Source organism: Shinella sp. GW821-FHT10F02 (assembly GCF_058809275.1).
Window position 1 is genome coordinate 21,883 of sequence record NZ_JBXASL010000016.1, and the last position, 23,549, is coordinate 45,431.

Annotated in this window: 22 protein-coding genes and 2 pseudogenes; 13 read left to right on the forward strand and 11 right to left on the reverse strand. The window is 61.3% G+C overall.

The window, feature by feature from the left end; all coding sequences use genetic code 11:
* Positions 1 to 3: 3 nt before the first annotated feature.
* Together AC1RWL_RS31420 and AC1RWL_RS31425 are read right to left on the reverse strand one after the other, a co-directional pair.
* Positions 4 to 156 carry a hypothetical protein gene (locus AC1RWL_RS31420; protein ID WP_493097413.1) on the reverse strand — a complete coding sequence of 51 codons (153 nt, stop codon included), beginning with the start codon at positions 154 to 156 and terminating at the stop codon, positions 4 to 6.
* A complete protein-coding gene (locus AC1RWL_RS31425) occupies positions 153 to 416 on the reverse strand; it encodes a hypothetical protein (RefSeq protein ID WP_493097414.1) in 264 nt (87 codons plus the stop codon). Before AC1RWL_RS31425 ends, AC1RWL_RS31420 begins: the two co-directional genes overlap by 4 nt.
* 88 nt (positions 417 to 504) lie before the next feature.
* Here AC1RWL_RS31425 and AC1RWL_RS31430 point away from each other — a divergent pair, with 88 nt between their 5' ends.
* Together AC1RWL_RS31430 and AC1RWL_RS31435 are read left to right on the forward strand one after the other, a co-directional pair.
* On the forward strand, positions 505 to 747 hold the full coding sequence (locus tag AC1RWL_RS31430) for a transcriptional regulator (RefSeq protein WP_493158602.1): 243 nt from the start codon (positions 505 to 507) through the stop codon (positions 745 to 747).
* Between the two features lie 10 nt (positions 748 to 757).
* On the forward strand, positions 758 to 1,147 hold the full coding sequence (locus tag AC1RWL_RS31435; RefSeq protein WP_493097415.1) for a hypothetical protein: 390 nt from the start codon (positions 758 to 760) through the stop codon (positions 1,145 to 1,147).
* Positions 1,148 to 1,231: 84 nt separating this feature from the next.
* Here AC1RWL_RS31435 and AC1RWL_RS31440 read toward each other — a convergent pair whose 3' ends face one another.
* Both AC1RWL_RS31440 and AC1RWL_RS31445 read right to left on the reverse strand, forming a co-directional pair.
* Complete coding sequence (locus tag AC1RWL_RS31440; RefSeq protein WP_493097416.1) at positions 1,232 to 2,746, reverse strand: Y-family DNA polymerase; 1,515 nt, start codon at positions 2,744 to 2,746, stop codon at positions 1,232 to 1,234.
* The gene (locus AC1RWL_RS31445) at positions 2,664 to 3,422 is read right to left on the reverse strand and encodes an ImuA family protein (protein ID WP_256119103.1); all 759 of its coding nucleotides are present in this window, start codon (positions 3,420 to 3,422) and stop codon (positions 2,664 to 2,666) included. The genes AC1RWL_RS31440 and AC1RWL_RS31445 overlap by 83 nt, the downstream gene beginning before the upstream one ends.
* A 218-nt stretch (positions 3,423 to 3,640) precedes the next feature.
* On the opposite strand from AC1RWL_RS31445, the gene AC1RWL_RS31450 reads away from it, so the two are divergent.
* Both AC1RWL_RS31450 and dinB read left to right on the forward strand, forming a co-directional pair.
* Complete coding sequence (locus AC1RWL_RS31450) at positions 3,641 to 5,710, forward strand: ATP-dependent helicase (protein WP_493097417.1); 2,070 nt, start codon at positions 3,641 to 3,643, stop codon at positions 5,708 to 5,710.
* A gap of 1 nt (position 5,711) precedes the next feature.
* Positions 5,712 to 6,800: a DNA polymerase IV gene (gene dinB, locus AC1RWL_RS31455; protein ID WP_493097418.1), complete on the forward strand. Its 1,089-nt coding sequence runs from the start codon at positions 5,712 to 5,714 to the stop codon at positions 6,798 to 6,800.
* A 145-nt stretch (positions 6,801 to 6,945) separates the two neighbouring features.
* Here the strand turns inward: dinB and AC1RWL_RS31460 are convergent, their stop codons facing one another.
* Positions 6,946 to 7,842 carry a LysR family transcriptional regulator gene (locus tag AC1RWL_RS31460; RefSeq protein ID WP_493097430.1) on the reverse strand — a complete coding sequence of 299 codons (897 nt, stop codon included), beginning with the start codon at positions 7,840 to 7,842 and terminating at the stop codon, positions 6,946 to 6,948.
* Between the two features lie 101 nt (positions 7,843 to 7,943).
* Here AC1RWL_RS31460 and AC1RWL_RS31465 point away from each other — a divergent pair, with 101 nt between their 5' ends.
* Positions 7,944 to 8,933: a zinc-dependent alcohol dehydrogenase family protein gene (locus AC1RWL_RS31465; protein WP_493097419.1), complete on the forward strand. Its 990-nt coding sequence runs from the start codon at positions 7,944 to 7,946 to the stop codon at positions 8,931 to 8,933.
* Positions 8,934 to 9,079: 146 nt separating this feature from the next.
* Here the strand turns inward: AC1RWL_RS31465 and AC1RWL_RS31470 are convergent, their stop codons facing one another.
* The gene (locus AC1RWL_RS31470; protein ID WP_493097420.1) at positions 9,080 to 10,708 is read right to left on the reverse strand and encodes a sensor histidine kinase; all 1,629 of its coding nucleotides are present in this window, start codon (positions 10,706 to 10,708) and stop codon (positions 9,080 to 9,082) included.
* Positions 10,709 to 10,924: 216 nt separating this feature from the next.
* Between AC1RWL_RS31470 and AC1RWL_RS31475 the strand changes: the two genes are divergently transcribed.
* Positions 10,925 to 11,200: a hypothetical protein gene (locus tag AC1RWL_RS31475; RefSeq protein ID WP_493097421.1), complete on the forward strand. Its 276-nt coding sequence runs from the start codon at positions 10,925 to 10,927 to the stop codon at positions 11,198 to 11,200.
* Here AC1RWL_RS31475 and AC1RWL_RS31480 read toward each other — a convergent pair.
* The gene (locus tag AC1RWL_RS31480; protein ID WP_256116816.1) at positions 11,197 to 11,406 is read right to left on the reverse strand and encodes a hypothetical protein; all 210 of its coding nucleotides are present in this window, start codon (positions 11,404 to 11,406) and stop codon (positions 11,197 to 11,199) included. The two genes, AC1RWL_RS31475 and AC1RWL_RS31480, sit on opposite strands and share 4 nt — an antisense overlap.
* Positions 11,407 to 11,479: 73 nt before the next feature.
* Complete coding sequence (locus AC1RWL_RS31485) at positions 11,480 to 12,205, reverse strand: endonuclease/exonuclease/phosphatase family protein (protein WP_493097422.1); 726 nt, start codon at positions 12,203 to 12,205, stop codon at positions 11,480 to 11,482.
* Between the two features lie 87 nt (positions 12,206 to 12,292).
* Between AC1RWL_RS31485 and AC1RWL_RS31490 the strand changes: the two genes are divergently transcribed.
* The gene (locus AC1RWL_RS31490; protein WP_493097423.1) at positions 12,293 to 13,225 is read left to right on the forward strand and encodes a UPF0104 family protein; all 933 of its coding nucleotides are present in this window, start codon (positions 12,293 to 12,295) and stop codon (positions 13,223 to 13,225) included.
* On the opposite strand, the gene AC1RWL_RS31495 is transcribed toward AC1RWL_RS31490, so the two are convergent.
* Positions 13,123 to 14,664: a phospholipase D-like domain-containing protein gene (locus AC1RWL_RS31495; RefSeq protein ID WP_493097424.1), complete on the reverse strand. Its 1,542-nt coding sequence runs from the start codon at positions 14,662 to 14,664 to the stop codon at positions 13,123 to 13,125. The two genes, AC1RWL_RS31490 and AC1RWL_RS31495, sit on opposite strands and share 103 nt — an antisense overlap.
* A gap of 162 nt (positions 14,665 to 14,826) precedes the next feature.
* Here AC1RWL_RS31495 and AC1RWL_RS31500 point away from each other — a divergent pair.
* The 6 genes and pseudogenes from AC1RWL_RS31500 to ligD (AC1RWL_RS31525) all read left to right on the forward strand — a co-directional run.
* Positions 14,827 to 14,958 (forward strand): annotated as a pseudogene (locus AC1RWL_RS31500) (non-homologous end joining protein Ku); the annotation flags it as partial.
* Between the two features lie 85 nt (positions 14,959 to 15,043).
* Positions 15,044 to 15,217, forward strand: a complete 174-nt coding sequence (locus tag AC1RWL_RS31505; RefSeq protein WP_493097425.1) for a DUF1810 family protein — start codon at positions 15,044 to 15,046, stop codon at positions 15,215 to 15,217.
* A 128-nt stretch (positions 15,218 to 15,345) separates the two neighbouring features.
* Positions 15,346 to 16,128 carry an exodeoxyribonuclease III gene (gene xth / locus AC1RWL_RS31510; RefSeq protein ID WP_493097426.1) on the forward strand — a complete coding sequence of 261 codons (783 nt, stop codon included), beginning with the start codon at positions 15,346 to 15,348 and terminating at the stop codon, positions 16,126 to 16,128.
* 722 nt (positions 16,129 to 16,850) lie between these two features.
* Positions 16,851 to 17,744 carry a non-homologous end joining protein Ku gene (gene ku, locus AC1RWL_RS31515; RefSeq protein ID WP_493097427.1) on the forward strand — a complete coding sequence of 298 codons (894 nt, stop codon included), beginning with the start codon at positions 16,851 to 16,853 and terminating at the stop codon, positions 17,742 to 17,744.
* 11 nt (positions 17,745 to 17,755) lie between these two features.
* Positions 17,756 to 18,568 carry a non-homologous end joining protein Ku gene (ku, locus tag AC1RWL_RS31520; RefSeq protein WP_493097428.1) on the forward strand — a complete coding sequence of 271 codons (813 nt, stop codon included), beginning with the start codon at positions 17,756 to 17,758 and terminating at the stop codon, positions 18,566 to 18,568.
* A pseudogene (gene ligD / locus AC1RWL_RS31525) lies at positions 18,565 to 19,620 on the forward strand (non-homologous end-joining DNA ligase). The gene ku (AC1RWL_RS31520) and the pseudogene ligD (AC1RWL_RS31525) overlap by 4 nt, the downstream one beginning before the upstream one ends.
* A 6-nt stretch (positions 19,621 to 19,626) precedes the next feature.
* Here ligD (AC1RWL_RS31525) and AC1RWL_RS31530 read toward each other — a convergent pair.
* Both AC1RWL_RS31530 and ligD (AC1RWL_RS31535) read right to left on the reverse strand, forming a co-directional pair.
* On the reverse strand, positions 19,627 to 20,004 hold the full coding sequence (locus tag AC1RWL_RS31530) for a DUF4112 domain-containing protein (protein ID WP_493097429.1): 378 nt from the start codon (positions 20,002 to 20,004) through the stop codon (positions 19,627 to 19,629).
* A 37-nt stretch (positions 20,005 to 20,041) separates the two neighbouring features.
* Positions 20,042 to 22,678, reverse strand: a complete 2,637-nt coding sequence (ligD, locus tag AC1RWL_RS31535) for a DNA ligase D (protein ID WP_493097431.1) — start codon at positions 22,676 to 22,678, stop codon at positions 20,042 to 20,044.
* Positions 22,679 to 23,549: the final 871 nt, after the last annotated feature.

The following is a 23,549-nucleotide window of genomic DNA, read 5'->3' on the forward strand; positions in this document are numbered from 1 at the left end:
CTTTTAAGCGAAGTAGGCGGCGATGAACGGCCCGTCGTTCGCCGCCTCGGTCAGGTTGGCGGGCGTCATCTCGGCTTCCATGCCGGGCACCCAAGGCTCGAACGCCATGGCGGCCAGTTCGCGGACCTTCTCCACGGTCTCTGCGTTGTCGCTCATGCTGCCACCGCCATCTGCACTGCATTACGGCGCGTTTTCGTGGACCTCGCAGGGAGCGGCTCAAGGAAGTCCCCCAGCAATGTGCGGACGGGCCGACCGGCGGTATCGCCGGTCAGTGCTACTTCGTAGATTTCAAGGCCGTTGGCCGATCTTAATCTGCCGATGACGATTGCAAACCGGTCGTGGCACCGGACGAGTTGACCGACCACGAAGCGGAACTTGGCCGTGTAGCTTCGTCTTAATCTGGGGGTCTTCGACATTGCTGGGTGTCTCCTTGTCTTGATTAGTTTCGCTCAACACGATAACAATTACCATTAACTGGGGACGCGTCAAGCGATTTTTATCATAGTGAGCGAATTTAATCACATTTCGGGCAAGCAGATCGCTGCGGCTCGCGTGCTGTTGGGCTTGGGGCAGGTCGAACTGGCGGACTTGGCCAAGATTTCGGCGCCCACATTGCGGCGCATGGAAGCGGCACCTGGCGAGCTTCCAGGGATGCGCAACAACATCGCTGCCGTTATCACCGCCCTACAAGGGGCCGGCATCGAGTTCATCGAGGGTGGGGTACGGAAGCGGGGTCGGCGGGAGTAGCGTAGCCGCTATGCCGAACATCGTTGACGATATGGTCTACTTTCTGGAGCGGCAGGAAGACGGAAGGTTTAACATTGAAGGCGAGCATGCTCTGTCCGATTTGGGTAACACCGTTCCCTGTTTTGGCGACCGCATCAACCTCACCATTCACGGCGTTGGCGCATCTACCATGGAAGTCGTCGACCGCCACTTCGTCCGCCACCTCGACGACGCTTCAGATTCGGAATGGATCGCTTGGTTCATAATCGTGCAGTCGATCGATCTGCAGGAGGCCGACGACCTTTTCGAGGTCATCTCCGAACATTACAACAATTTTGTTCGGGATAGCCGCTTCCGCCAGTCTACGAACCCTTCGCTCCACCTAAACTGCCGAAGTCCAAGCGCATCAGCCATAAGATGAAGGATCCGGATTTCTGGACGCCGGAACGCAAGGAAGCGCCGCGCAGGAACGAGAAATGACTCGTGACCTGGAGCTCGGCATATCTCATCCGAACACCCCATGCAGGAACCAAAAGTGCGATCCGGTTTCGGGGTCGATGCCATCGCCGGCGCGAAAGACCCAGTAGCGCTCGCCCTGCTCGTCCTCGACGACGAAGTAATCGCGCACGGCATGGAACTCGCGCGGCCGAAGCCACCATTCGCCGAAGATGCGCTCCGGTCCGTCGGCGCGCACGACCTTCCGACGCTTGCCGTGCCAGGTGAAGACCGCTGGCGGCTGGTCCGGCAAAAGGGCGATGACCTCGATACGTTCGGGGTTTGCAAACAACCGTGGCGGTCGCGGCCACTTGTTGGCCCAGGTCTGCCCGGTGGCAGGCGCCGTCGGCGAAATCCTCCTGACGGAACGCTCCGGCACGTCGGAAGCGACGGGCGTAACCCGGAAAAGCCGGTGGCCGCGGTTGCCGAGGATGTCGACGAGCGGCGTGATGTCGGCGACCTCCTCTTCAATGAGGGAAGACGCCACCTGCCGCTCCTCAAGTGGCTCGGCAAAGACAGCGACCAGAACCATCTTTTCGATACCAAAGCCCGGTTCGATGGTTTGGATACGGTCGCAGAGCAGTTTCGAAAGACGCGCCGGATCGCGGACCGGCTTTGCCAGGCCGGCGCGAAGATACTGGCGGGTGTTGTCCACGCGATGGATGATGAGGTCGCAGCGTCGCGCGCCAAGGCCGTTTTCCGCCAGCCGAGCCGACAGTTGCCCAACCAGTCGGCGGACATATCTCGCGATGGTGTCGGGCGCCCCGATGGGCTCGGCGAAACTTTTCGAAGCCTCGACAAGCTCCGGGATGCGGATCGGTTCGATCGGCTCGGCGACCCGGCCAAACATCTGGTCGAGCCGACGGGCAGGTTCCGGCCCGAACCGTAACGTCAGGGGCGCCCGCGGCATGGCGGAGAGCTTGCCGATCGTGTCGATCCCGAGGACCCGCAAACCCTGGATAATCTCCGATGATAGCCGCAAGGCCACAAGCGGCAGATCGATCACCGTCCTCATGACGTGACCAACCGGAACAACCGTCGTCTGCGCGGCCAGCAGCCGGGCGAGCGCGTGCGTTGCACCCCATGTCTCCGCAACGGCCGCCCGCGCCGTCAACCCATGGGCGTGCAGCCTGTTGACGAGACCGGAAACGAGAAGCTCCTCACCGCCCTGGAGATGGTCGGCCCCTTCGGTATCCATCACCAGGCCATCGCTGCCATCGACGGCGACGATGGGGCTGTATTGTCGGAGCGCCCATAGAGCCAGCTTTTCGAGCACGGCTGCGTCCTCGGCCGGCGCCGCGTCGACCATCAGGAGATCGGCAACCATCGCTTGCGCCTTGCTGGCCGGCATCCCCACCCGCAAACCAAGTTTGAGAGCGATCGGATCTGCGGCGGATATCCAGCGCTTTGAGCCGCTGCGCGCTATCACGACAAGCGGCTTGTCAGCCGGCAAGGGCTCCGAAGCGTGCCGTCTGATCCGATCGATCGGCAGAAGTGGGAAGTAGACAGATACGACCCTTGGCATCGGGAGCTCCAATTTCAAACTCGGCGCACTCACCCGCCTTTACACGCATCAATTCCGCCAGCCACCGGGACCTCCCAACGCCCGCTGCTGGCAATCTTTCTGACGGCAGGGTGCTGATGCGCCACCGCGTCGTCGAAGCCGTCGGCTGCCCATAGTCCGAGGCCTCGTTCTGCCTTCGCCATCGTCTCAGCACGATGCCCATGCATCCGCTCTTCTCTGCCGCCAGTTGCAGCCGCCGCGAGGCATTCATCGGCAGGCGGACAAGTTCGGCGACCACAGCCGATAAACCGCCAAAGGACAGCCCCTCCTCGACCGCCGACAGGACGCCTTCATCCCGATCGCTTTCGCAGAACACCACGCGATCCGGATGCAGCCCGGCTTGCGAGACCGCGGGGAAAAACAGGTCGCGGCGCGTCATGCACCACAGCACCCTGCCCTTGGTTCGCGCAGCAATCCCCGCCACGAAGAGTGCAGCCGCAGCGCCATCGACCGTGCCGCCTCCGCCGCCGGCAATCTCATGAAGCGCCCCGAAGGCCAGCCCGCCACCTGGAAGGGCCTGGTCCATCTCTGGAACAGCGAATGGCAGGACGGATCTTGCGCGCGCTTGCCCGCCTTCGAGCTGGCCGATACGCTCTCGAAGCTCGGCAAGCACAGGGTTGAGGGCACGGTTCGACACGACGGAATTGACGCTCCTTCAGGGGTTTCCAGCCGTTATTTAAGCTGATATGTTCCTTTTTTGTTCCTAATGCCGTTGCAAGTCAATCCACTCGAAACGGCGTTGCCGGCCATGAAGGCTGCCTTTGACAAGTCGATTTTGTGGATTCCACAAGGCCGATCAAAGGGATGGGGAAAAGGAACGGCACAGGAATTTTTTCTTAGGAAAATTTAGGGCAGATGACGGCAGCCTATCTCGAAAAACTCAACGACCGGCAGCGCGAGGCGGTCGAGCATGGCATTGGCCAGCCGGACGGCGCGATCGGCGGCCCGCTGCTTATCATCGCGGGTGCGGGCTCGGGCAAGACGAATACCCTTGCCCATCGCGTGGGCCATCTCATCGTCAATGGTGCCGATCCGCGCCGCATCCTGGTGATGACCTTTTCTCGCCGGGCCGCTTCCGAGATGGGGCGCCGCGTCCAGCGCATCTGCCGGCAGGTGTTCGGAGACAATGCTGCGGTCATGACGGACGCCATGGCCTGGGCCGGCACCTTCCATGGTATCGGCGCACGGCTGCTGAGGATGTATGCCGAACAGATCGGCCTCAACGTCGATTTCACGATCCATGATCGCGAGGACAGCGCCGATCTGATGAATCTCGTTCGCCATGAGCTTGGTTTCTCGAAGACGGAAAGCCGCTTTCCGACCAAGGGAACGTGCCTTGCGATCTACTCGCGCGTCGTCAACTCCGAGAGTTCGATCAACGAGGTCCTGAAGGCATCCTACACCTACGTGCTGGGCTGGGAGGAGCAGTTGAAACAGCTCTTCGCCGCCTATGTCGAGGCCAAGCAAGCGCAGAACGTGCTCGATTACGATGACCTGCTGCTTTACTGGGCGCAGGTCATGTCCGACCCGGACCTGGCCGACGATATCGGCAACCGTTTCGACCATGTTCTTGTCGACGAATATCAGGACACCAACCGCCTGCAGGCTTCCATTCTTCTGGGGCTGAAGCCCGGTGGGCGCGGTCTGACAGTGGTCGGCGACGACGCCCAGTCAATCTATTCCTTCCGCGCCGCGACCGTGCGCAACATCCTCGACTTTCCGAACCAGTTCTCGCCAAAGCCGGCCGACGTCATCACGCTCGATCGCAACTATCGCTCGACGCAGCCGATCTTGGCTGCCGCCAACGGCGTCATCGACCTTGCTCGTGAGCGCTTTACGAAGAACCTCTGGACGGATCGGGAATCCGAGCAACGACCTATGCTCGTGACCGTGAAGGACGAGACGGACCAGGCGAACTACATCGTCGAGCAGGTCCTGGCGAACCGCGAGGACGGCATGACGCTGAAGGAACAGGCCGTCCTGTTCCGCGCTTCTGATCACAGCAGCACCCTTGAGGTTGAGTTGACAAGGCGCAATATTCCCTTCGTGAAATTCGGGGGGCTCAAATTCCTAGACAGCGCGCATGTCAAAGACCTGCTTGCTATCCTGCGTTTTGCCCAGAACCCCCGCGATCGGGTAACGGGTTTCCGCCTTCTTAAGCTATTGCCGGGGGTCGGCTCGCAGACGGCAGCGAAAATCCTCGACACGATCAGCCCTGATCCAGAGCCTTTGCTATCACTCGCCGAGATCCCGCCGCCGCCCAAGACAGGCGAGGCCTGGCCCGCCCTCATTGCGCTGCTTTTTGGCCTGAGGAAGGCCGATGGCGGGTGGCCGGGCGAGATTGCGACGGCGCGGTCGTGGTACGAGCCACACCTTGATCGTATCCATGAAGATGCTGACACCCGCAAAGCCGATCTCCTGCAGCTCGAGCAGATCGCCGGAGGTTATCCAAGCAGGGAAAGGTTCCTGACCGAGCTGACGCTCGACCCCCCAAGCGCAACCAGCGACCAGGCGGGCGTTCCGCTTCTTGACGAGGACTATCTGATCCTCTCGACGATCCATTCGGCCAAGGGTCAGGAATGGCGGGCCGTTTTCATGCTTAATGTCGTCGACGGCTGCATTCCCTCCGACCTCGGTGTGGGCACGACCGCGGAGATGGAGGAGGAGCGACGCCTGCTCTATGTCGGCATGACGCGAGCGCGCGACAATCTTTCGCTCGTCACGCCTCAACGGTTCTTCACCCATGGTCAGAACGCTCAGGGTGACCGCCATGTCTATGCTTCGCGGACCCGGTTCATTCCGGTGACCCTGCTGCAATATTTTGAGGTGACGAGTTGGCCGAAGGTCTCCGCCGCAGCCAGCGAGCGCAGCGCACGTCAGATCAGGATCGACGTGGGTGCCCGCATGCGGTCCATGTGGAAGTGAAATGAGCGATGAGGCCCAGACGATAGTCAGAAAGATCATCCATGTCGACATGGATGCCTTCTATGCGTCTGTCGAACAGCGCGACAATCCGGAGCTTCGCGGCAGACCCGTAGCCGTCGGCGGGTCGGCCGCGCGCGGCGTTGTTGCTGCCGCGAGCTATGAAGCCCGCGCCTTTGGCGTTCGCTCGGCGCTACCCTCGGTGACGGCGAAACGGCGCTGCCCGGACTTGATCTTCGTGCCTCCTCGCTTTGACGTCTACCGTGCTGTTTCCAGCCAGATCAGGGAGATTTTCGCGGAACACACTGACCTGATCGAGCCGCTGTCACTTGACGAAGCCTATCTCGATGTCACGGACAATAAGCTGGAGATACCCGTCGCAACCGAGATCGCCACCATGATCCGGGCGCGCATCAAGGAGGTCACCGGCCTCAACGCCTCCGCCGGCATCTCCTATTGCAAGTTCCTGGCCAAAATGGCGTCGGACCTCAACAAGCCCAACGGCCAGGCGGTGATCACGCCGAAGAATGGACCGGCCTTCGTTGAGGCGCTCGCGGTGAAGAAGTTCCACGGCGTTGGACCGGCGACCGCCGCGAAAATGGAGCGGCTTGGCATTACGACCGGGGCTGACCTCAAGGCGAAATCGCTCCCCTTCCTGCAGGAGCATTTCGGGAAGTCTGGCGGCTGGTATTACAGCATCGCCCGCGGCATCGATCACCGGGCCGTCCAACCGGATCGCCCGCGCAAGTCCGTCGGCGCCGAGGACACGTTCGTGGTCGACCTGTTCGATCTGGAGGCCGCCCGCGCCGAGATAACACCGATCGCTGCGAAGGTCTGGCGTCACTGCGAGAGCAAGGGCCTCAATGGCCGGACGGTCACGCTAAAAGTCAAATATACCGACTTCCAGATCATCACCCGCAGCCGAACGATGACCAATCCGATCGGCACGGCAAATGACCTGGAGGGCGTGAACCAATCACTTCTCGAGCCCCTATTTCCGACTGCGAAAGGTGTTCGTCTCCTCGGCATCACAGTTTCTTCCTTTATCGATGACGAGGTGAGCGAGGCAAACCAACTCGAACTGCAAATCTAGTTACGCGCGAATCCAGGGTGAGGTCGAAATCCGCTCCCGCTGCCTTACATTGCCTTTGCCTCGTGCAACGACAGTGTAAAACCGCCAGCCAATCGGAGGAGCCATGTGCGATGATTATCGTCTGATGGGGGGAAAAAGCGGGATTTCACATCTTGTCGGGTAGAGATTTGGCCAATTCGTCGATCGCCAGCCGCACGCTGAATGGCAAATGCGCTGTCCTCATCCATACCGCATGCACAGGATACAGAAACGGCCTCTCGGTCGGCAGCACATTGATGAGAGTTCCAGCCTCCAGCCTGTCCTTTACAAGCCACAGTGGCAGCCACGCCAGGCCTTCGCCATCGGCCGCTGCATCGGCGATCGCGTTTAAATCGTCAAGACGCAGACGTCCGGTAACGAAGACCTTAGCATCCGGCTCGGATCCACGTGGAAAAACCCATGGAGCGACAATTCCTGAGCGGCGGTAGAGGATCACCACATGCGCCGCGATGTCAGAAATCGTCTCCGGCGTCCCGCTTTCCTGGAGATAGGCGGGCGATGCGACGACGATCATCTTCTGCGTAGCAATCCGTCGGGCGATGTGATCCGTCCTGTCCGCCAGTTCCCCGGTACGGACTGCGAAGTCATAGCCCTCTTCCGCAAGGTCGCTGATGCGATCGGTAAAGGATAGGTCAATTTCGAGCCCTGGAAAGCGGCGCGTCAGCTGCAACAGTATGGGCGCCACGCAGCGTCTTCCGAAATGGACGGGCAAACTCACCCTCAGTCGGCCACGGGGTTGTTTCAGATTCCCGGCGACCAGGGCGTCGGCGGAATCCACCTCAGCAAGGATCGAGCGGCATCGCTCGTAGTAAGCTTTGCCGGGCTCCGTCAAATTTTGCTTTCTCGTGGTGCGATGCAGCAGGGTAATGCCGAGCCGCTCTTCGAGAAATTTTACGTGCTTCCCCACCATCGGGCCGGAAATCTCGAAAGCGTCCGCAGCGGCAGCGAACGACCCGAGGTCCACCGCCTTGACGAAGACTGCCATGCTTGTCAAACGATCCATATTCGCAACCATTGGTTATTTCTGACATAAAGTAGTCGTCATTTATCGCGCATCTCTCATCATTCATAAATCACTCCAAATCAATATTTCGGAGTGAACATATGGCACGCGCTATCGTCTTCCATCGGCACGGCGGACCGGAGGTCCTGCAGATCGAGGAAATCGACATTCCAGAGCCCGGCTTCCGCGAGGTTCGCATCCGCGTAAAAGCCTTGGGGCTGAATCGCGCCGAAACACTGATACGGACGGGTGCTTATATCGAGACACCGACGTTGCCAGCTCGGTTGGGGCTTGAGGCATCCGGCATTATCGACGCCGTCGGCGCAGGCGTCGGCGGGTTCTCGCCGGGCGATGCGGTCAGCATCATACCTCCTATATCGATGACGACCTATCCCACGCACGGTGAGTTTGCTGTCCTTCCCGCCAACCATATCGTCAAGAACCCTGCGAATCTGGGCTGGACGGAAGCCGCTGCCCTCTGGATGCCATACCTGACCGCCTACGGCGCCCTCGTGGATTTGGCACAGCTGCAACCGGGCGAACCCATCGTCATAACGGCGGCGTCGAGCAGCGTCGGCATTGCGGCGATCCAGATTGCACGCAAGATCGGCGCTGTCCCTGTTGCGCTGACCCGCACATCGGCGAAGCGGAAGGCGCTGCTGGATGCCGGAGCGGAATATGTGGTCGCCACCGCCGAGGAACCGCTTTCACAGCGGCTGCGGCAGATTTCGGGCCGTAAGAGTATCCGGGTTATTTTCGACGCGGTCGGCGGACCGATGGTCATCGCACTGTCGGATGCCATGTCGGAAGGCGGGATCCTAATTGAGTATGGCGGCCTCGATCCGCTCCCGACACCGTTTCCCATGCTTTCGGCCTTATCAAAGACCCTGACCCTGCGGGGTTACCTGGTGCACGAACTCATTCGGGATTCCGGTCGGCTGGAACGCGCCAAGGCTTTCATTGTCGATGGCCTGGCCTCCGGTGCGCTTGCCCCAATGATCGCCAGGAATTTCGCGTTCGCCGAAATCGTGGAAGCTTATCGCTATCTCGAGTCCAACGATCAGGTCGGTAAGGTCGTGGTCACTCTTTAGACAGGGGGGCTTGTCGCGCACCAGAAGGGCACGATGCGCTGATAGTCGGTGTTTCAAGAGACAGAGATAGCGCGGGTAAGGGGCTCCTCTCAAGCATGCCTGGCATGTCCCAACGACACCGCTGCTGCAACGCTGTAGGCGGATTCTTAGCCGGTCATCTCTCGGTCAAAGACGAGCTTGAATATCAATCCTCCGGGCGCGAACTGAAAATCAGCGATTGGTCGGCACCCACTCGGAAAGGCGCCCCGAATAAGGCGCGAACCGAAGCCTTCCCGGCTCGGCGCAACAACCGGGGGGCCTTCTGTTTCGATCCAGCTCAGTTCGATCCGATCTGGGGTCCCGCGCCACTTAATATCGATTCTACCCGTATCGTTCGACAGCGCACCGTACTTCGTCGCGTTCGTCGCCAACTCGTGGATCACCAGTGACAGAGACAACACCATCTGCGAAGGCAAGGGGATTGGGGTTCCGGCCGCTGAGATGCGGCTGGTGGATGCGCCAATGTGCGGAGCCAGTGCGCGGTCCACGACGTCGCCCATGGATGCCTCGTCGACGCTGTCTGAAAAGAGCAGGTCGTAACCGTTCGCGAGCGCCATAAGCCTGTCGGAAAACTGGGAGTATTCCGCTGGCGCAACCGGACGGAAGGACTGGCGCGCAATCGCTTGGACAACCGTCAACGTATTCTTGATGCGGTGCCTTAGTTCTCCGACGAGCAGGTCCTTGTCCGTCTGGAGCCGCTCCGTCCGTCGTTGCCGGTCGTGGAGCTCGTCCAGTAGGCTGTCCAGAGCAGACCCCACGCGGCGAAGCTCATCTTTCCCGGCCATGCCAGTTCGTGCGTTGACCTCCCCCTTTCGCCAGCGCTCAAGGACGTCGAGAATACCGAAAATCGGACGCAATATGAACCTGTTGCCCACGAAAGCCGAGGCCGCAAAAGCGAGGAGAGCGCCCGCCAAGATCGACGCAATACCGATTGCGGTGGACCGATTGATCGGAGCAAAAGCTTCATCTCTCGACGCTCCCGCACTGACATATAGGCGGTTGAAGCGACCGCGGATCGGCTCGTAGCCGAGAATACGGCTGGTTCCATCCTGACTGACGACTTCCATGACACCGGGCTGCGCAGCATGAATTAGCGGCTGGAAGGCCTCAGGAATCCGGGTCCCGACGAAGCGCTCGGGAAACGGATCGCGCGCAAGGATTACCCCATCTCGGTCCGCAATCGTTACAGCACTTCCCTTGAGGACCCCACGCTCCTTGAGCCTTTGGTCGAGCCACTCCAGCCGAACGCCGGTGACCAGGACGCCGATCACCGTTCCGTCCCGACGCAACTGCATGGCCACAGGGAGCACGGCACTCTCTGAGAGGCGGCTGATGGTATAGCTGCCAATCACAAATTCGGAAGATACCAACGCTTCCTGGAAATAAGCACGATCGGAGAAATCGCGACCGGCGGGAGTTCCTAGGCTGTCGCAGACGAGCTTCCCAGATATGTCGAGAACGAAAATAGTCCGGATCGGCGCGACTTGAGCTGCGATCCGTTTTAGCGCGGGGCCACAGGCGTCTCGATCCAAAGCCTCTACTGAAGGCAATGTTGCGGTCGCGATCAACAGGCTATGCATCCCCTCAAGGATGCGTTCGACCTCGGACGAAGCCTGCCGCGCGGCCTGGGCGGCTTGCGCTCCCACTTCTTGGTCGCGGAGGTGTCGCGTAGAGAACTCGTTGTAGCCAAGAAGGGCTACAACCGGCAAAAGCGCCGCAACCGCTACGGCTGCCAACCTTCGTCTCATCCCCGACCCCGTTTGCATTCTTCATGCTCGTTTGGCGACAACATGCGCGAAAAGCCAGGGATTTCAAAAGGAATTTTAGCCGCCGCGCAGAAGAAGGTGGCATGATATGTGAACGGCCGGGCGTGGTTTCGCGCCCGGCCTGCCAGCCTCAAACAAGCTTGCTGCGTAATGCTTTCTCCGGGAGAGATTCCGGAGATACAGGACATGGAGCAAGCGCGGTTCAGGATTGTCGGCGGCACGGACATCAACCCGCCCGATCGAACAGTGCCGACGGCCGAGGATGTGCTACGGGAAGCGCTCCGCCGGCTTGCCGCAGGCGATAACGATCCTCATCGCCTGCGCGCGCTGGCCACCGGTCGCCCGGTGCCCAGCGCCACGCGCTACCGCATGATGCAGATCGAGTTCGTTGCCAGCACGCTTTCCGCGCTCCGGCCCATTCCGGCGGACTTCGCCGACGACCGCTACTGGCCCGGCGGCTAACGCAGCCAGATCGCGAGGTCGGAAGCCTTGCTTGCCCGGCGGCTCTTCAGCCCGAGTTTCTCCCAAGCGAATTTCTGGGCCGCGGCCTGCGCCGCCTCCTTGCTCGGATAGGTATCCGGCAGCACATAATCCTTGCCTTCGCAGGACAGCAGCGCCCGGCAACTCAAGACATCGAAATGCAACTGGATATTCGCGTGTTGTTCCATCTTGCCCTCCCTTCAAGGCAGGGGGTGAAATGGCCTTGGCGTGCGGAAGTTCCCGAACACACGCAATTTGCCCCTATTCGATTTCCAGATCGGCGCAGAGCGGCAGGTGATCGGAAGCGCGGCGTGCGAGCGGGCTGTTGTGCACAAAAGTCTTTTGTACCCGGATGCCCGCGCCGACGAAGATATGGTCGATACGCAGCAGCGGCAGGCGGGAGGGGAACGTTGCCCTGGGCTTACCCCCCGACGCGATCTGCGCATCCGTGAGACGCCGCGCCAGCATGCGATAGGAGGCGGAGCGGGAGATCGCGTTAAGATCGCCGACGAAAATGGTGCGCGACGTTTCCGCCATCTCCGCGCCGAGCCAGCCCGGTCCCATCAAGGCCTCGGTCTGGCGCACGCGTTCGGCGCCGAAAAGGCCGAGATGCGTGACGAAAATCTGCAACGTCACCTCCCCGACCGGCACCTCTACCCAGAGCGCGCCCCGCGGCTCGCCGCGTGACGGCAGGCCGGCTGCCTTGACGAGACGGGTCGGCAGCGCGGTCAGCAGCGCATCGCCGTAACGTTCTTCTTCCAGATGAAGGGCGGGATGGAAGTGCGAGACCATGCGCAGATGATTGGCGATCGTCTGGGCCTGATCGATGCCGCCGCTGCGGGCGCGCGCCACGTCCACCTCCTGCAGCGCGACGACATCCGCCTCGCATTCCGCAATAACTTCGGCGATGCGGCCGGGATCGAGCTGGCGGTCGGTGCCAAAGCAGCTATGTACATTGTAGGTCGCGATCCTCAGGCGTCTGCCCATGCCGTTCCTTTCGATATTTCGCACCCCCGGGAACACGAAAAGCCCCGTTTTCGTTCCGCCGTGACAGATTCAGGAAAGATCGAGCGAATGAAACGAGCCCATATCCTCCACGCGCTAGTCGCCTGCGCGGTCCTCGTCGCCGGCTGGCTGGTCTACCGGACCTTGAGCCAATATTCGTGGGCGGATATCACCGGCTCGATCGCGGAGATTCCGGGCACGAATTTCGCATTCGCGCTCGGCTTCGCCGCCTGTTCCTATTTCTGCCTGACGCTCTTCGACTTCCTCGCTCTGCGCTATGTCGAGAAGCCGCTCGCCTATCCGCGCGCAGCGCTTGCCTCCTTCACCAGTCTCGCGATCGGCCACAATGTCGGCGTCGCCGCACTCAGCAGTGGCGCCGTGCGTTATCGCTTCTATTCCCGCTGGGGCCTGACCGCGGAGGAGATCGCCAAGCTGATCGTTTTCTGTGGCGTGACGGTCGGCCTTGGCCTTATCACGCTGGCCGGTCTCTGCCTGATCCTCCTTCCGGGCACCGCCGGCAAGGTGGCCGGGCTTGGCACAGCGGCCTCCGTCGCACTCGGCGCCTTCTGCCTGGCGCTCGGCGCCGGCTATCTGGCGCTTTCCGCCTTCGTGCGCGGAGAAGTCAAGGTGCGGAGCTGGCGCTTCGCCCTGCCGACGCCGCGCATCGCGGCCTTGCAGATTGGCGTGGGAACGCTGAACTTCGCCTTCGTCGCTGCCTCCTTGCACCAGCTTCTTGCCGGTGCGGCCGGTTATATGGAAACGACGGCCGCCTATGTCGTGGGCAACCTCACCGCGCTCGTCAGTCATGTACCGGGCGGGCTCGGCGTGCTGGAGGCGACGATCGGCTTCCTGCTCGGTGGTTCGGCGTCGATCGGCGCGCTGATCGCCTTCCGCGTCGTCTATTTCTTCATCCCGCTGCCGCTCGGGCTCGTTTCGCTGCTGGCCAGCGAAGCCTTGCTCGGATCGAACGAGGACGCCGGCCTGCGCAACAGCCCAAGCTGACGGCGGAGGGAATCCACTAACGTGGAGAACGGCCACCAGGGCGCGACCGGATCGACCAGCCCGGTGCCGAAAACCGGCTCGGTGGCGCCTTCGCCTTTTGCCTCGTTGAACGTACGCAGGCCGCGTGCGCGAGTGTTGAAGGCGTCGATGGCCGTGACGAGCGAGCCTTCTGTCCGGACCGCAGCCCCAAAGGTTGCGGGGTCCACGTCGAGATGCTCCGCCAGTAGCCGGTCCCTCAGCGCGACAATGCTTCGCCGTTCCGCTTCCGTGCGCGCTTCGATTGCGATGTCCAGTTCCGTATCCAGCCCCTCACTCCGCTGGTTGAGGTTGGAGGAGCCGATGCGCAGGAAGATGTCGTCGACAATCAGGGCTTTCGAGTGGATGACGATCTCCTGCTCCGTGCCATCAAATTTCGGCACGACGGGATAGAAGGCGCGCATGCGGCCGAATTTATCACATTGGTGAAGCCGCCGGACAAAACGATCGCGGTTTGCGCCGAGCACCATGCGTTCGATCATGCCATGCGAACTCAAGGTCGAGATCACCACGACCTCCGGGCCATCGGGGTCTGCAAGCTTTTCGCACAGCACGTCGCACACCTTCTTCGAGGCGAAATACTGGCTTTCGATATAGATATGCTGGCGCGCTGCCGAAAGGGCCGCAAGCGTGAGGTCCATCGCCTCCGTACAGCAGGTCCGGCCGCGCAGGGCCGGTTCGGTGCGGGCAAGGGCGACGGTGCTGTTCGACATGTCGGCGACGATGCCGTCGAGGCGCACGGTGGAGTCCGTCCCGCCGGCCGCCACCGCTTCATCCGTCGCAAACTGCCAGCGGCCGCGCGCAATGTCGCCGGCCAGCTGTGCGGCGTCGCCTTCCAGCGCCACCTGCATGTCATGCACCGGCTCGTAGCGCTCGCCGGATGGCAGCGCGCGGTGGGTATCGTCGACGCGGTGCTCGCTGGTGTCCCAGCGCTTCGCCGTAAGATCAATGCCGCCGACAAAGGCCACGCGGTCGTCCACAACCACCATCTTCTGGTGGTGCGATCCGCGCAGCGGATGCCGGTTGTCGAAGGCAAGCACGATGCGCGGATGCGAGGACCACCGCCGCTTGCGGAACATTTTGAGCGATTTTCCCGAATATATCGGCCCCATCGACCAGATCAGCACCCGGATCGTGAGCCCCGGCCGCGTCTCGGCGAGGTTCAGCAGGAAGGCGCCAAGGGTCGGCGATTGTGGATCATCGGGCCGAAGCCGGATATCCGGATTGAAGTCCCAGCCGATGATCCACACCTCGCGCTGCGCCTGTTCCAGCACGCTTTCCAGCGCCCTGAAATAGGCCTCGCCATCGACGAGCACGCTCAGCCGGTCGGCTTTCGCCGTCCGCCAGACATTGCATCCGGGGCGGATGATGGCCGACGGCGTGTCTTCGGTGGGGACGCGCAATGGAAACTCTTCAATTCGCACGATCTGCTGCCTTGCCTTGGTAACGTCAATTCGTTCTGCGCGGAAAGTCTTGGAAACGACTTTGGTTCCCGATGCTCAGGAATGCCGGAACAAATAGCGCCGGCCGGCATTGCTTCCGCTTTGGAGCGGGAGTGCGACAGCGTGGCGCCACGAGCGAACTGGAAGGGTTTTTTGAAGGTGGCAGAGCTCGTCTGCCCGGTCGCCCTCTACACGGCAGCCTCGACGAACGAGCGGATCTCCTTCCACATGCTGAACCGTGCGACGGGAATGCGCGCCGCTGACGGTAGATGCAGACAAGAATGGGATCGGCGCGCGCGGCCGTTCGTGTGACCTATGCGCGCCTCACCCCTTCTCAGAAATGACGAAGGGCGCTCGACCCCTTCGGGGAGCGCCCTCCCCACCCCGGCCGACAACGTCGACGACGCTGTTTGATGAGGCTTCAGGCCACGAAACCCCACAGTTCCGCGCTGCGCTGGAATGCTATTTCGGGGGCGAGCCGGATGAGCGTACCCTGGAGCTTCTGCGGCGATAAAGTCCGATTTCGAAATAGATGGCACTCGGTTGCGACTCGGCCCGACCTTCGGTAGCTCGGGCGCAACTGGAACCTTTGAGATTCCCGGCGCTTTCCTCTCCGGACAATCACCGCTTCCGGAGTTCCTCGTGAAGATCGCCACCTATAACATCAATGGCATCAACGGCCGCCTTCCTGTCCTACTTCGGTGGCTGGAGGAAGATGCGCCCGACATCGTTTGCCTGCAGGAGCTCAAATCGCCCGACGAGCGCTTCCCGCGGCGCGAACTCCAGCGAGCCGGATACGAGGCGGTCTGGCACGGACAGAAGAGCTGGAACGGCGTCGCGATCCTCGCGAGGGGCAGAACGCCTGTCATGACGAAACGCGGCTTGCCGGGAGATCCGGACGATAGCCACAGCCGCTACATCGAGGCCGCTGTTGACGGCATCCTGATCGGGTGCCTTTACCTGCCAAACGGCAATCCCGCACCCGGCCCGAAATTCGATTACAAGCTTCGCTGGTTCACGCGGTTGCAGGCTTATGCGGCGGAGCTTCTCGCGCTCGATCTGCCGGTGGCGCTGGTCGGCGACTATAATGTGATGCCGACCGATCTCGATGTTTATGCGCCCGAGCGCTGGCGCGACGACGCCCTGTTCCGGCCGGAGGTAAAAAAAGCCTATGCCGATCTCGTCGAGCAGGGCTGGACCGACGCGATCCGGTATCTCCATCCTGATGAGCGGATCTACACGTTCTGGAAATATTGGCGGAAGTCCTTCGAGCGTGACGCAGGCCTGCGCATCGACCATTTCCTCCTCAGCCCCGCGTTGGCGCCCTGGCTCAGAAAGGCAAGTGTCCGCCGCACGCCGCGGAGCTGGGAGCACACCAGCGACCACGCGCCAGTGATGATCGAGGTTGAGCCGCCATCGGAATGACCTCAGGCCGAATCATCGCGCGCGAGCCTGCGCTCGCGCGCCCTCGCCGTTCGCCGAGCCTCGCGCAAATTCCTCGATCGTCGGCAGCCACCAGCCGCGCCGGCGCTCGTCGTCCCCAGGCTCTGTCCGTGACGGCCAGGTGTGCACCAGTTCTTCAAGTGTCGCCACGCGCCACATCCCCCAGACGCCATTCGCGGCAACCTCGGGATAAAGGTCGGCTATGTCCTCCCTGTCTGCCACCTCCCCGGTTATATCGCTGACGATGACAATGCCGATGGCACTGTCGCAATCGGCCGTCCCTCCGGCGGCAGGTCGTCCGCGGGCAGTGGGATGCGCCTGCGGCGGCGCTCGGCCGAACGGCGCCTCGCCCTCTTCTCCTCCTCGGCGCCTTTGCGTGCTTCGGCGCGTTTGCGCCGTTCCTCCGGCTCGCTCCGCTGCGCCTCCTCCTCGATGGCCTCCCATCGATCGAGGAGATCGTCATAGGAGGCGAACGGTATCGATGAGTTCACGCATGGTCATGGCATTCTCCCTTTCGGTTGCGGTTTGTGAAGAACGCGCGCTATCAAAAAAAAGATGCAGTGAATCAAAGGCATATTCGAGACTCGCAATAAGCGAGGGCGGTAAAGCCTAAGGTATTGATTTCGGATTCATTTTGACTCGGAACAAATTCGCTCGTGATTCGCTTGACTCGCTTTGGTTGCGTCGAGTCGGGGAGTTTCAACATGGCCGGTCATCGTGCCCAGTGGAAAGGCGTCATCAAGTTTGGTGAGGTCAGCTGCAATGTCGGCCTCTATACAGCCGCCAGTACCGCCGAGCGCATCGCGTTCGATACGATCAACAAGCGCACCGGCAATGGGGTCAACCGCATTTTCATCGATAGCGATACGGGCGACCCTGTCGAGCGCGAGGAACAGACCAAAGGCTTTGAGGTTGAGAACGGCCAGTACATCATGATCGATCCAGAGGAGGTCGCCTCCACCATTCCGGACAGCAACAAGACCCTGGAGATCGAGGCCTTCATCACCTGCTCCGACGTCGACGACGTCTACTTCGACAAGCCATATTATCTCGTGCCGACGGACCGGGTCTCCTTGGATGCCTTCACCGCGCTGCGCGACGCCATGGAAAAATCCAAGGTGGCTGCCGTCGCGCGCACGGTCCTCTTCCGGCGCATGCGCACCGTGCTGATCCGAACGCATGGCAAGGGCCTGATCGCCACGACGATGCAATACGACTACGAGGTCCGATCGACGGAAAAGGCCTTCGAGGAAATGCCGAAGCTGCGGATCAAGGGCGAGATGCTGGACCTTGCCAAGCACATCATCGCTACCAAAAAGGGAACCTTCGATCCGGCCGCGTTCGACGACCGCTATGAGGCGGCCGTGGCCGAACTGGTGAAAGCGAAGATCGAGGGTAAGGCCTTGCCGAAGCGCAAGGCGGTGAAAGTCTCCAAGCCCGATGATCTGCTGGCGGCGCTGCGCAAAAGCGCCAAGATGATCAACGGCACTGATGACAAACCGAAGCGTCCGGCGGCGAATGCAAACAAGGGCGCTGGCCGACCGGCGGCACGAAAGCCCGCATCGAAGCCAACTGCCGCTCGGCGTAAAGCCGGTTAGGGAGATCTCCGATGGCACCGCGTCCCTACTGGAAAGGCTATCTGAAGCTCTCGCTCGTTACCTGCCCGGTGTCGATGTCGCCGGCCACCTCCGAGAACGAAAAGGTCCGGTTTCATACGCTGAACAAGGCGACCGGCAATCGCGTCGTCTCGCAATATATAGATTCGGTCACCCGCAAACCCCTGAGGGACGAGGACGAGGTCAAGGGCTATGCCCGCGGCGAGAACGACTATGTCATCCTTACCGACGAAGACCTCGACGCCATCGCCCTCGATACCGTCAAGACTATCGACATCGAGAAATTCGTGCCCCGCGATAGCATCGAGTGGGTCTATCTCGACAAGCCGCATTACCTCGTGCCCGACGATCCGGTCGGCTATGAAGCCTTCGCTGTCATCCGCGACGCCATGGCCGCCGACGAGGTGCTCGGCATATCGAAACTGGTGATCGGTCGGCGTGAGCGGGCGATCGTGCTCGAACCGCGCGGCGAGGGTATCGTTCTCTGGACGCTCCGCTTCGGCGACGAGATCAGACCCGAGGAGTCGTATTTCGACGTCATCGACGACGAGGCGGATCCGGATCTCATTCCGCTGGTCCAGAAGTTCATCAAGCAGCATACGAAGGCCTGGTCGCCCGATATGTTCTCGGACCCCGTCCAGGATGCGCTGCTCGACGTTCTCGCCAAGAAGAAGAGAGCGCTGCGGCCATCAAAAAAGGGCAAGACCAAGCAGGAAGGCGGCGCCGCTGCCAGCAACGTCATCGATATCATGGATGCGCTGCGCAAAAGCCTGGCCGCCGGCGGCAAGGGAAAACGGGCGTCATGACGCCGAAACGCCGAGCCGCCATTCCCCTTTACGACGAATCCAGCGCAACGCTCAAATCCGGGCCGGTGCGTAAACGCAATCCTGAACAACCGAGCCTGCCCTTCGATCCGATGCCCGATCGCGTCGAGCCTTGCCTCGCCCTTCTCCGGCCGGCGCCGCCGGAAGGACCGGACTGCATATTCGAACTCAAGTGGGACGGATATCGCCTCGCGATCCACATTGAACCAAACGGCGTGCGGATCATCACGCGGGGCGGCCACGACCGGACCCATAGCTTTCCCCAAATTGCCGAAGCTGCACGAAAGCTCGGCGTCGGGACGGCGATCCTCGATGGTGAAGCCGTTGTCGTCAACGGCAAGGGACACTCCGACTTCGGGGCGCTGCAGCGCTCGCTCGGCGGGCGCGGCGGCAAGCGAGCGTCGACCGAGGCGGTCTTCTTCGCCTTGACCTCCTTTATTTCGCTGGCCACGATCTCACCAATACCGAGCTTTCCGTGCGCCGGCATCTGCTGGAGGATTTCCTCGACGGCGCCACCGGCGCGGTTCAGCTATCGGAAGAGGCGCACGCGACGGCGCCGATCTTCTGGCGAACGCCTGTTCGATGGGCCTTGAGGGCATCATTGCCAAACACTGGGACCGGCCATACCGTTCGGGTCGCACAGGCGACTGGATTAAGATCAAATGCGTCCAGAGCGAGAGCTTCATGATCTTCGGCTACGAGCAGTCCGTCTCGGCGCGCGGCGGCATCGGTAGTCTGCTCCTTGCCGCCCGCCGCGGCGACGTTTGGGTGTCTCTGGGCTCGGTCGGGACGGGATTCAAGAGAGAGGATGCCAAGTATCTGCGCGAGACGCTCGACAACCTGAAGAAGAAAACGCCGGCCGTTCCACTGAAGGGTAAGACTACGTCTTCGCCGTGCCCACCGTGATCGCCGAGATCGAATTCCGCGGCTGGACCGACGATGGCAACCTGCGTCACGCTTCCTATAAAGGTCTGCGCGAAATCCAGGACAATGCCGCGGTGTTCCATATGACCACACTGGCTGGCAGCAGCTGACCTCCATTATCGGTCGAGGTCGGTGTGATCTAGACCGAAGTGGTCCAACACAAGCTGAAGATTGCGGCCGTTGGATTTGAAATAGACATCGAAGACATCGCCCAGCACTGGCACGCTTCCCGCGACCGTGTCGAAGCCGACATTGACCAGCATCTGCACCAGCTTGTCGTTCGACACGCCGAGACGGCGGGCCTCGTTGATGATGAAGAGGCTGACGGCTGCTCCTGCGAAATCGCCGATGCCCGGGATCAAGCCGAAGACCGAGTCCGCGCCAAGCGATACGCGCGTACCGGGAATGCGGAGCGCCGTGTCCATCAACCGCGCGAGTCCGCGTATTCGCCGGAGGCGCGCCAAATGCTCGGTGGGAATAGAAGCCTTTTCCATTCTTCCTATGTGTCCTTTGGACCGTGCGGTTTGAATGTCATGCCACAACCTTGCGCTTGGCGAGCCGCTTGATGGCCTGCTCGAGAGGGCGTTTTGCGTCGGAATAGTCCTCCCAGGCGCTCGTTTTCGTCAGCAGCGCCGGAGCGGTCCGCACGGTGAACCGCTTCGGGTCAAGGTCGGATTTAACCTGCGTCCAGGTCAGCGGCATCGACACGGTTGCGCCCGGCCGCGCACGCGGAGACAGAGGCGCCACGGCGGTAGCCATGCGATTGTTGCGCAGATAGTCGAGGAAGATGCGACCTTGGCGCAGGCTCTTACTCATTTTGATCAAATAGAGATTTGGATTATCGCGTGCCATCTCCTCGCAGACATCATGGGCAAACCCTTTCGCCTCAGCCCAGGAGAGGGGCTTGCGGGCGCTGACGGCGAGCGGTGTCACCACATGCAATCCTTTGCCTCCGGTCGTCTTGCAGAGACTGATGAGGCCGAGATCGTCCAGCCGGTCGCGCATCTCACGGGCGGCCGCCACCACAGCCGAGAATGACACGTCGGGACCGGGATCGAGGTCGAAGACCAGCCGGCCCGGCACCTCGGGTTTTCGTGGTTCGCAGTTCCACGGATGCAATTCGACGCCACCGATCTGGGCAATGGCGATCAGGCCTTCGACGCGGTCGACCTGCAGATAAGGCTTCTTGTCACCGAAGACCTTGACCAGTTCCAGCAGGTTCGAGGTACCGGGCATGGCGTGACGTTGAAAAAACTGTTCGCCGCCAAGGCCGTCCGGCGCGCGGATGATCGAGCAAGGACGGCCTTTGACGTGCTCGATGAGCCAGGAACCGACCGCCTGATGATATCGCGCCAGATCCTCCTTGGTGACGGCCTCGCCATCGCCCGCATCCGGCCACAAAGGCTTATCCGGATTGGAGATGAGTACGCCCATGACCTCCGCCTTGGCGCCCTTGCCACGCAAGAGTTTGTCCGTCGCCGACGCGGGCTCACGCGTTTCGGTTTTTGCGGGCGAAGCCGGCCTTTCCGCCTCTACCTCGGCGGCTGGCTTGTCTTCCCGCAGGCCCTTGAACGCGGCTTGGCGAACCTGCCCATCCGCAGTCCAGCCCGCGAACTCGATCTCTGCGACCAACTCCGGCTTCACCCAGAAGACCTCCTTCTCCTTAGTCGGCGCGCCGATCCCGGTGAACGGAGATCTCGTTGCCTCCACAGCCGTGAGCTTCGGCAGCAGCGCCTCGACCTTCCTGGCGCCATAGCCCGTGCCGACCCGGCCGACATAGACGAAATGCTTGCCGCGATTGACGCCAACGAGTAGGGACCGGAACTTGCCGTTTGTCTTGGCGTAGCCGCCGATGACCACTTCCTGCCCGGCGCGGCATTTCGCTTTCGCCCAAGTGCGGGTGCGGCCGGATTGGTACGGCGCATCCGCCTCTTTCGAGACGATCCCCTCTAGGGAAAGCTTGCAGGCAGAGCGGAGAACCGCATCGCCGCCGGTCTCGAAATGCTCCGCATAACGCAGGCGCTCATCATCGGTGGCGTCGGCCAGCAACTCTTGCAGCCTCGTTTTCCGCTCGGTCAAAGGCTTCGGCCGCAGATCCTCGCCGCCATCGAACAGCAGGTCGAACGCGAAATAGACCAGATTGCCGGTGGAGCCTTCCGACAACGCGGCCTGAAGCGCTGCGAAATCGGGAGCGCCGTTCTCGTCGAGCGCGCAAATCTCTCCATCTATAATGCAGTCGGGCAACTGGGAGAAAGCTTTCGCGATCTCCGGATATTTGGCCGTCCAGTCCAGCCCCTTGCGGGTCTTCAGGGTGACCTTACTACCGGCGACACGCATCTGGATACGGTAGCCGTCGAATTTGATCTCGTGCAGCCAGTTCGCGCCGGCCGGCGGGCGCTCCAGCGTTTCGCAGAGCTGCGGTGCGATGAAGTCCGGAAGATCGACGGCCGTCGATGTCGCCAAATCGTTGCGAGATTTCTTTTTAGTCTCGTCGGCCGCGAGACCCTTTTTGCTGTCCCAGACAGCATGGGGCCTGACGTTACCGCTCGCCATCATAAACGACTTCGGCTTGCGGCCCTTGCCGCTGGCGATCTGCTCCATCGTTCGTCCAGAAGCCACTGAGGTCATGTTCTTATCTAGGATGGCAGCGCCGTTCTCTTCAACGGAATGATCGTCACGATGCTTGATAAGCAGCCAGTTGGTGCGCTTGCCGCCGTCGCGATCGTTTCGCATCCGCACGAGCGCGAAGCTCCCGTGCAGGTGCTTACCATGCAGTACGAATTTGAAATCACCCTTCTTCAAAGCTTCTCCTGGAGACTTGGTGCCATCGGGTTCCCAATAGCCGCGATCCCACAGCATAACCGTACCGCCGCCATATTGGCCCTTCGGGATCGTGCCTTCAAAGTCGCCGTATGCGAGTGGGTGGTCCTCGACTTCGACGGCCAACCGTTTGTCATGGGGATCGAGCGATGGCCCCTTGGTCACCGCCCAGGATTTGAACACGCCGTCGAGTTCGAGGCGAAGATCATAATGCAGACGCGTGGCGTCGTGCTTCTGGATAACAAAGCGCAGCCGGTGCGAGGATTTGACGGTCGTCGAGCCACCCGGCTCCTGCGTCCGCTTGAAATCCCGCTTCTTCTTGTAGGTTGAGAGCTTGTCACCCGCCATGTCGACTTCGACCCGTTTCGCTTCGCCGCGCGCGCCGAGCATGTCCGTGGTTTAAGAGTAACTAATTAGGAACGATTTCGATCAGCCGATAGTTCCACCACCAACAGGTGCCCCGAAAATAGAGCTCGATCGCGCCGATGTTGGATTTGCTCACTCCGCAGCAATGCCTAGCCTTCTGCACAGAGCTCGACCTCCACGTAGTAAAAAACTTATCCCCGCGCCGGTAACCCCGGAGGTCGGAATGTAGCTATAGAAGCCGGAGATGCCGGCTTCCGCACGCCGGCCCTCCGGCGTCGTGATTACGACGGAACCGATACCGGAGGTCAGAAAATACCCCGCATCAATCGGCTGATCCCGATGGGCCAGCACTATACCTTCGGGAAGACAGCGTGCTTCAACTCTGGCGCCAACATCTCAAAGTCGATCTCCGGCAAGAGCTGCCGGAGATTGTTGGCAGGCGCGGAGCGCATTGGAGCGCGGCCGTGTTCACGCCTCCTACTTTCGAGCCGAAGTACAGACGAGGCCTTAGTAACCACACATTCAAGGATGATGCCGACTATCCATTGACTTTACGCCTTCCCACATAACCAGCGAGGACGAGAGCAGGAGGGTCACGATATAGGAGATCATGGGACGCAAGAGCGGCCGGCCCAAACCTCCGGGCCGGCCGTTTCATGAATATGACACGAATATGGCCTTCCGAGCCATCAACGCCTGTAGCGCAGACGTTCCTGTTCGATTTCCGCCGGACCATGAGGTTCCTGCGTGTCATCGAAGCGCGTCCAACCGCCCTCGGCATAGGCCGCGCGCCGCTGCTCCGGATCCACCCAGTTCGACTTGCGAAGGATGGCTTCGGCTTCGGCCTGGAGGC

Excerpts from the sequence above, each read along its gene's own strand:
- AC1RWL_RS31420 (WP_493097413.1), bottom strand. The coding sequence starts at position 156 with ATGAGCGACAACGCAGAGACCGTGGAGAAGGTCCGCGAACTGGCCGCC.
- AC1RWL_RS31425 (WP_493097414.1), bottom strand. The coding sequence starts at position 416 with ATGTCGAAGACCCCCAGATTAAGACGAAGCTACACGGCCAAGTTCCGC.
- AC1RWL_RS31435 (WP_493097415.1), top strand. The coding sequence starts at position 758 with ATGCCGAACATCGTTGACGATATGGTCTACTTTCTGGAGCGGCAGGAA.
- AC1RWL_RS31440 (WP_493097416.1), bottom strand. The coding sequence starts at position 2,746 with ATGCCAAGGGTCGTATCTGTCTACTTCCCACTTCTGCCGATCGATCGG.
- AC1RWL_RS31450 (WP_493097417.1), top strand. The coding sequence starts at position 3,641 with ATGACGGCAGCCTATCTCGAAAAACTCAACGACCGGCAGCGCGAGGCG.
- dinB (WP_493097418.1), top strand. The coding sequence starts at position 5,712 with ATGAGCGATGAGGCCCAGACGATAGTCAGAAAGATCATCCATGTCGAC.
- AC1RWL_RS31460 (WP_493097430.1), bottom strand. The coding sequence starts at position 7,842 with ATGGATCGTTTGACAAGCATGGCAGTCTTCGTCAAGGCGGTGGACCTC.
- AC1RWL_RS31465 (WP_493097419.1), top strand. The coding sequence starts at position 7,944 with ATGGCACGCGCTATCGTCTTCCATCGGCACGGCGGACCGGAGGTCCTG.
- AC1RWL_RS31475 (WP_493097421.1), top strand. The coding sequence starts at position 10,925 with ATGGAGCAAGCGCGGTTCAGGATTGTCGGCGGCACGGACATCAACCCG.
- AC1RWL_RS31480 (WP_256116816.1), bottom strand. The coding sequence starts at position 11,406 with ATGGAACAACACGCGAATATCCAGTTGCATTTCGATGTCTTGAGTTGC.
- AC1RWL_RS31485 (WP_493097422.1), bottom strand. The coding sequence starts at position 12,205 with ATGGGCAGACGCCTGAGGATCGCGACCTACAATGTACATAGCTGCTTT.
- AC1RWL_RS31490 (WP_493097423.1), top strand. The coding sequence starts at position 12,293 with ATGAAACGAGCCCATATCCTCCACGCGCTAGTCGCCTGCGCGGTCCTC.
- AC1RWL_RS31505 (WP_493097425.1), top strand. The coding sequence starts at position 15,044 with ATGACGAAGGGCGCTCGACCCCTTCGGGGAGCGCCCTCCCCACCCCGG.
- ku (WP_493097427.1), top strand. The coding sequence starts at position 16,851 with ATGGCCGGTCATCGTGCCCAGTGGAAAGGCGTCATCAAGTTTGGTGAG.
- ku (WP_493097428.1), top strand. The coding sequence starts at position 17,756 with ATGGCACCGCGTCCCTACTGGAAAGGCTATCTGAAGCTCTCGCTCGTT.
- AC1RWL_RS31530 (WP_493097429.1), bottom strand. The coding sequence starts at position 20,004 with ATGGAAAAGGCTTCTATTCCCACCGAGCATTTGGCGCGCCTCCGGCGA.
- ligD (WP_493097431.1), bottom strand. The coding sequence starts at position 22,678 with ATGGCGGGTGACAAGCTCTCAACCTACAAGAAGAAGCGGGATTTCAAG.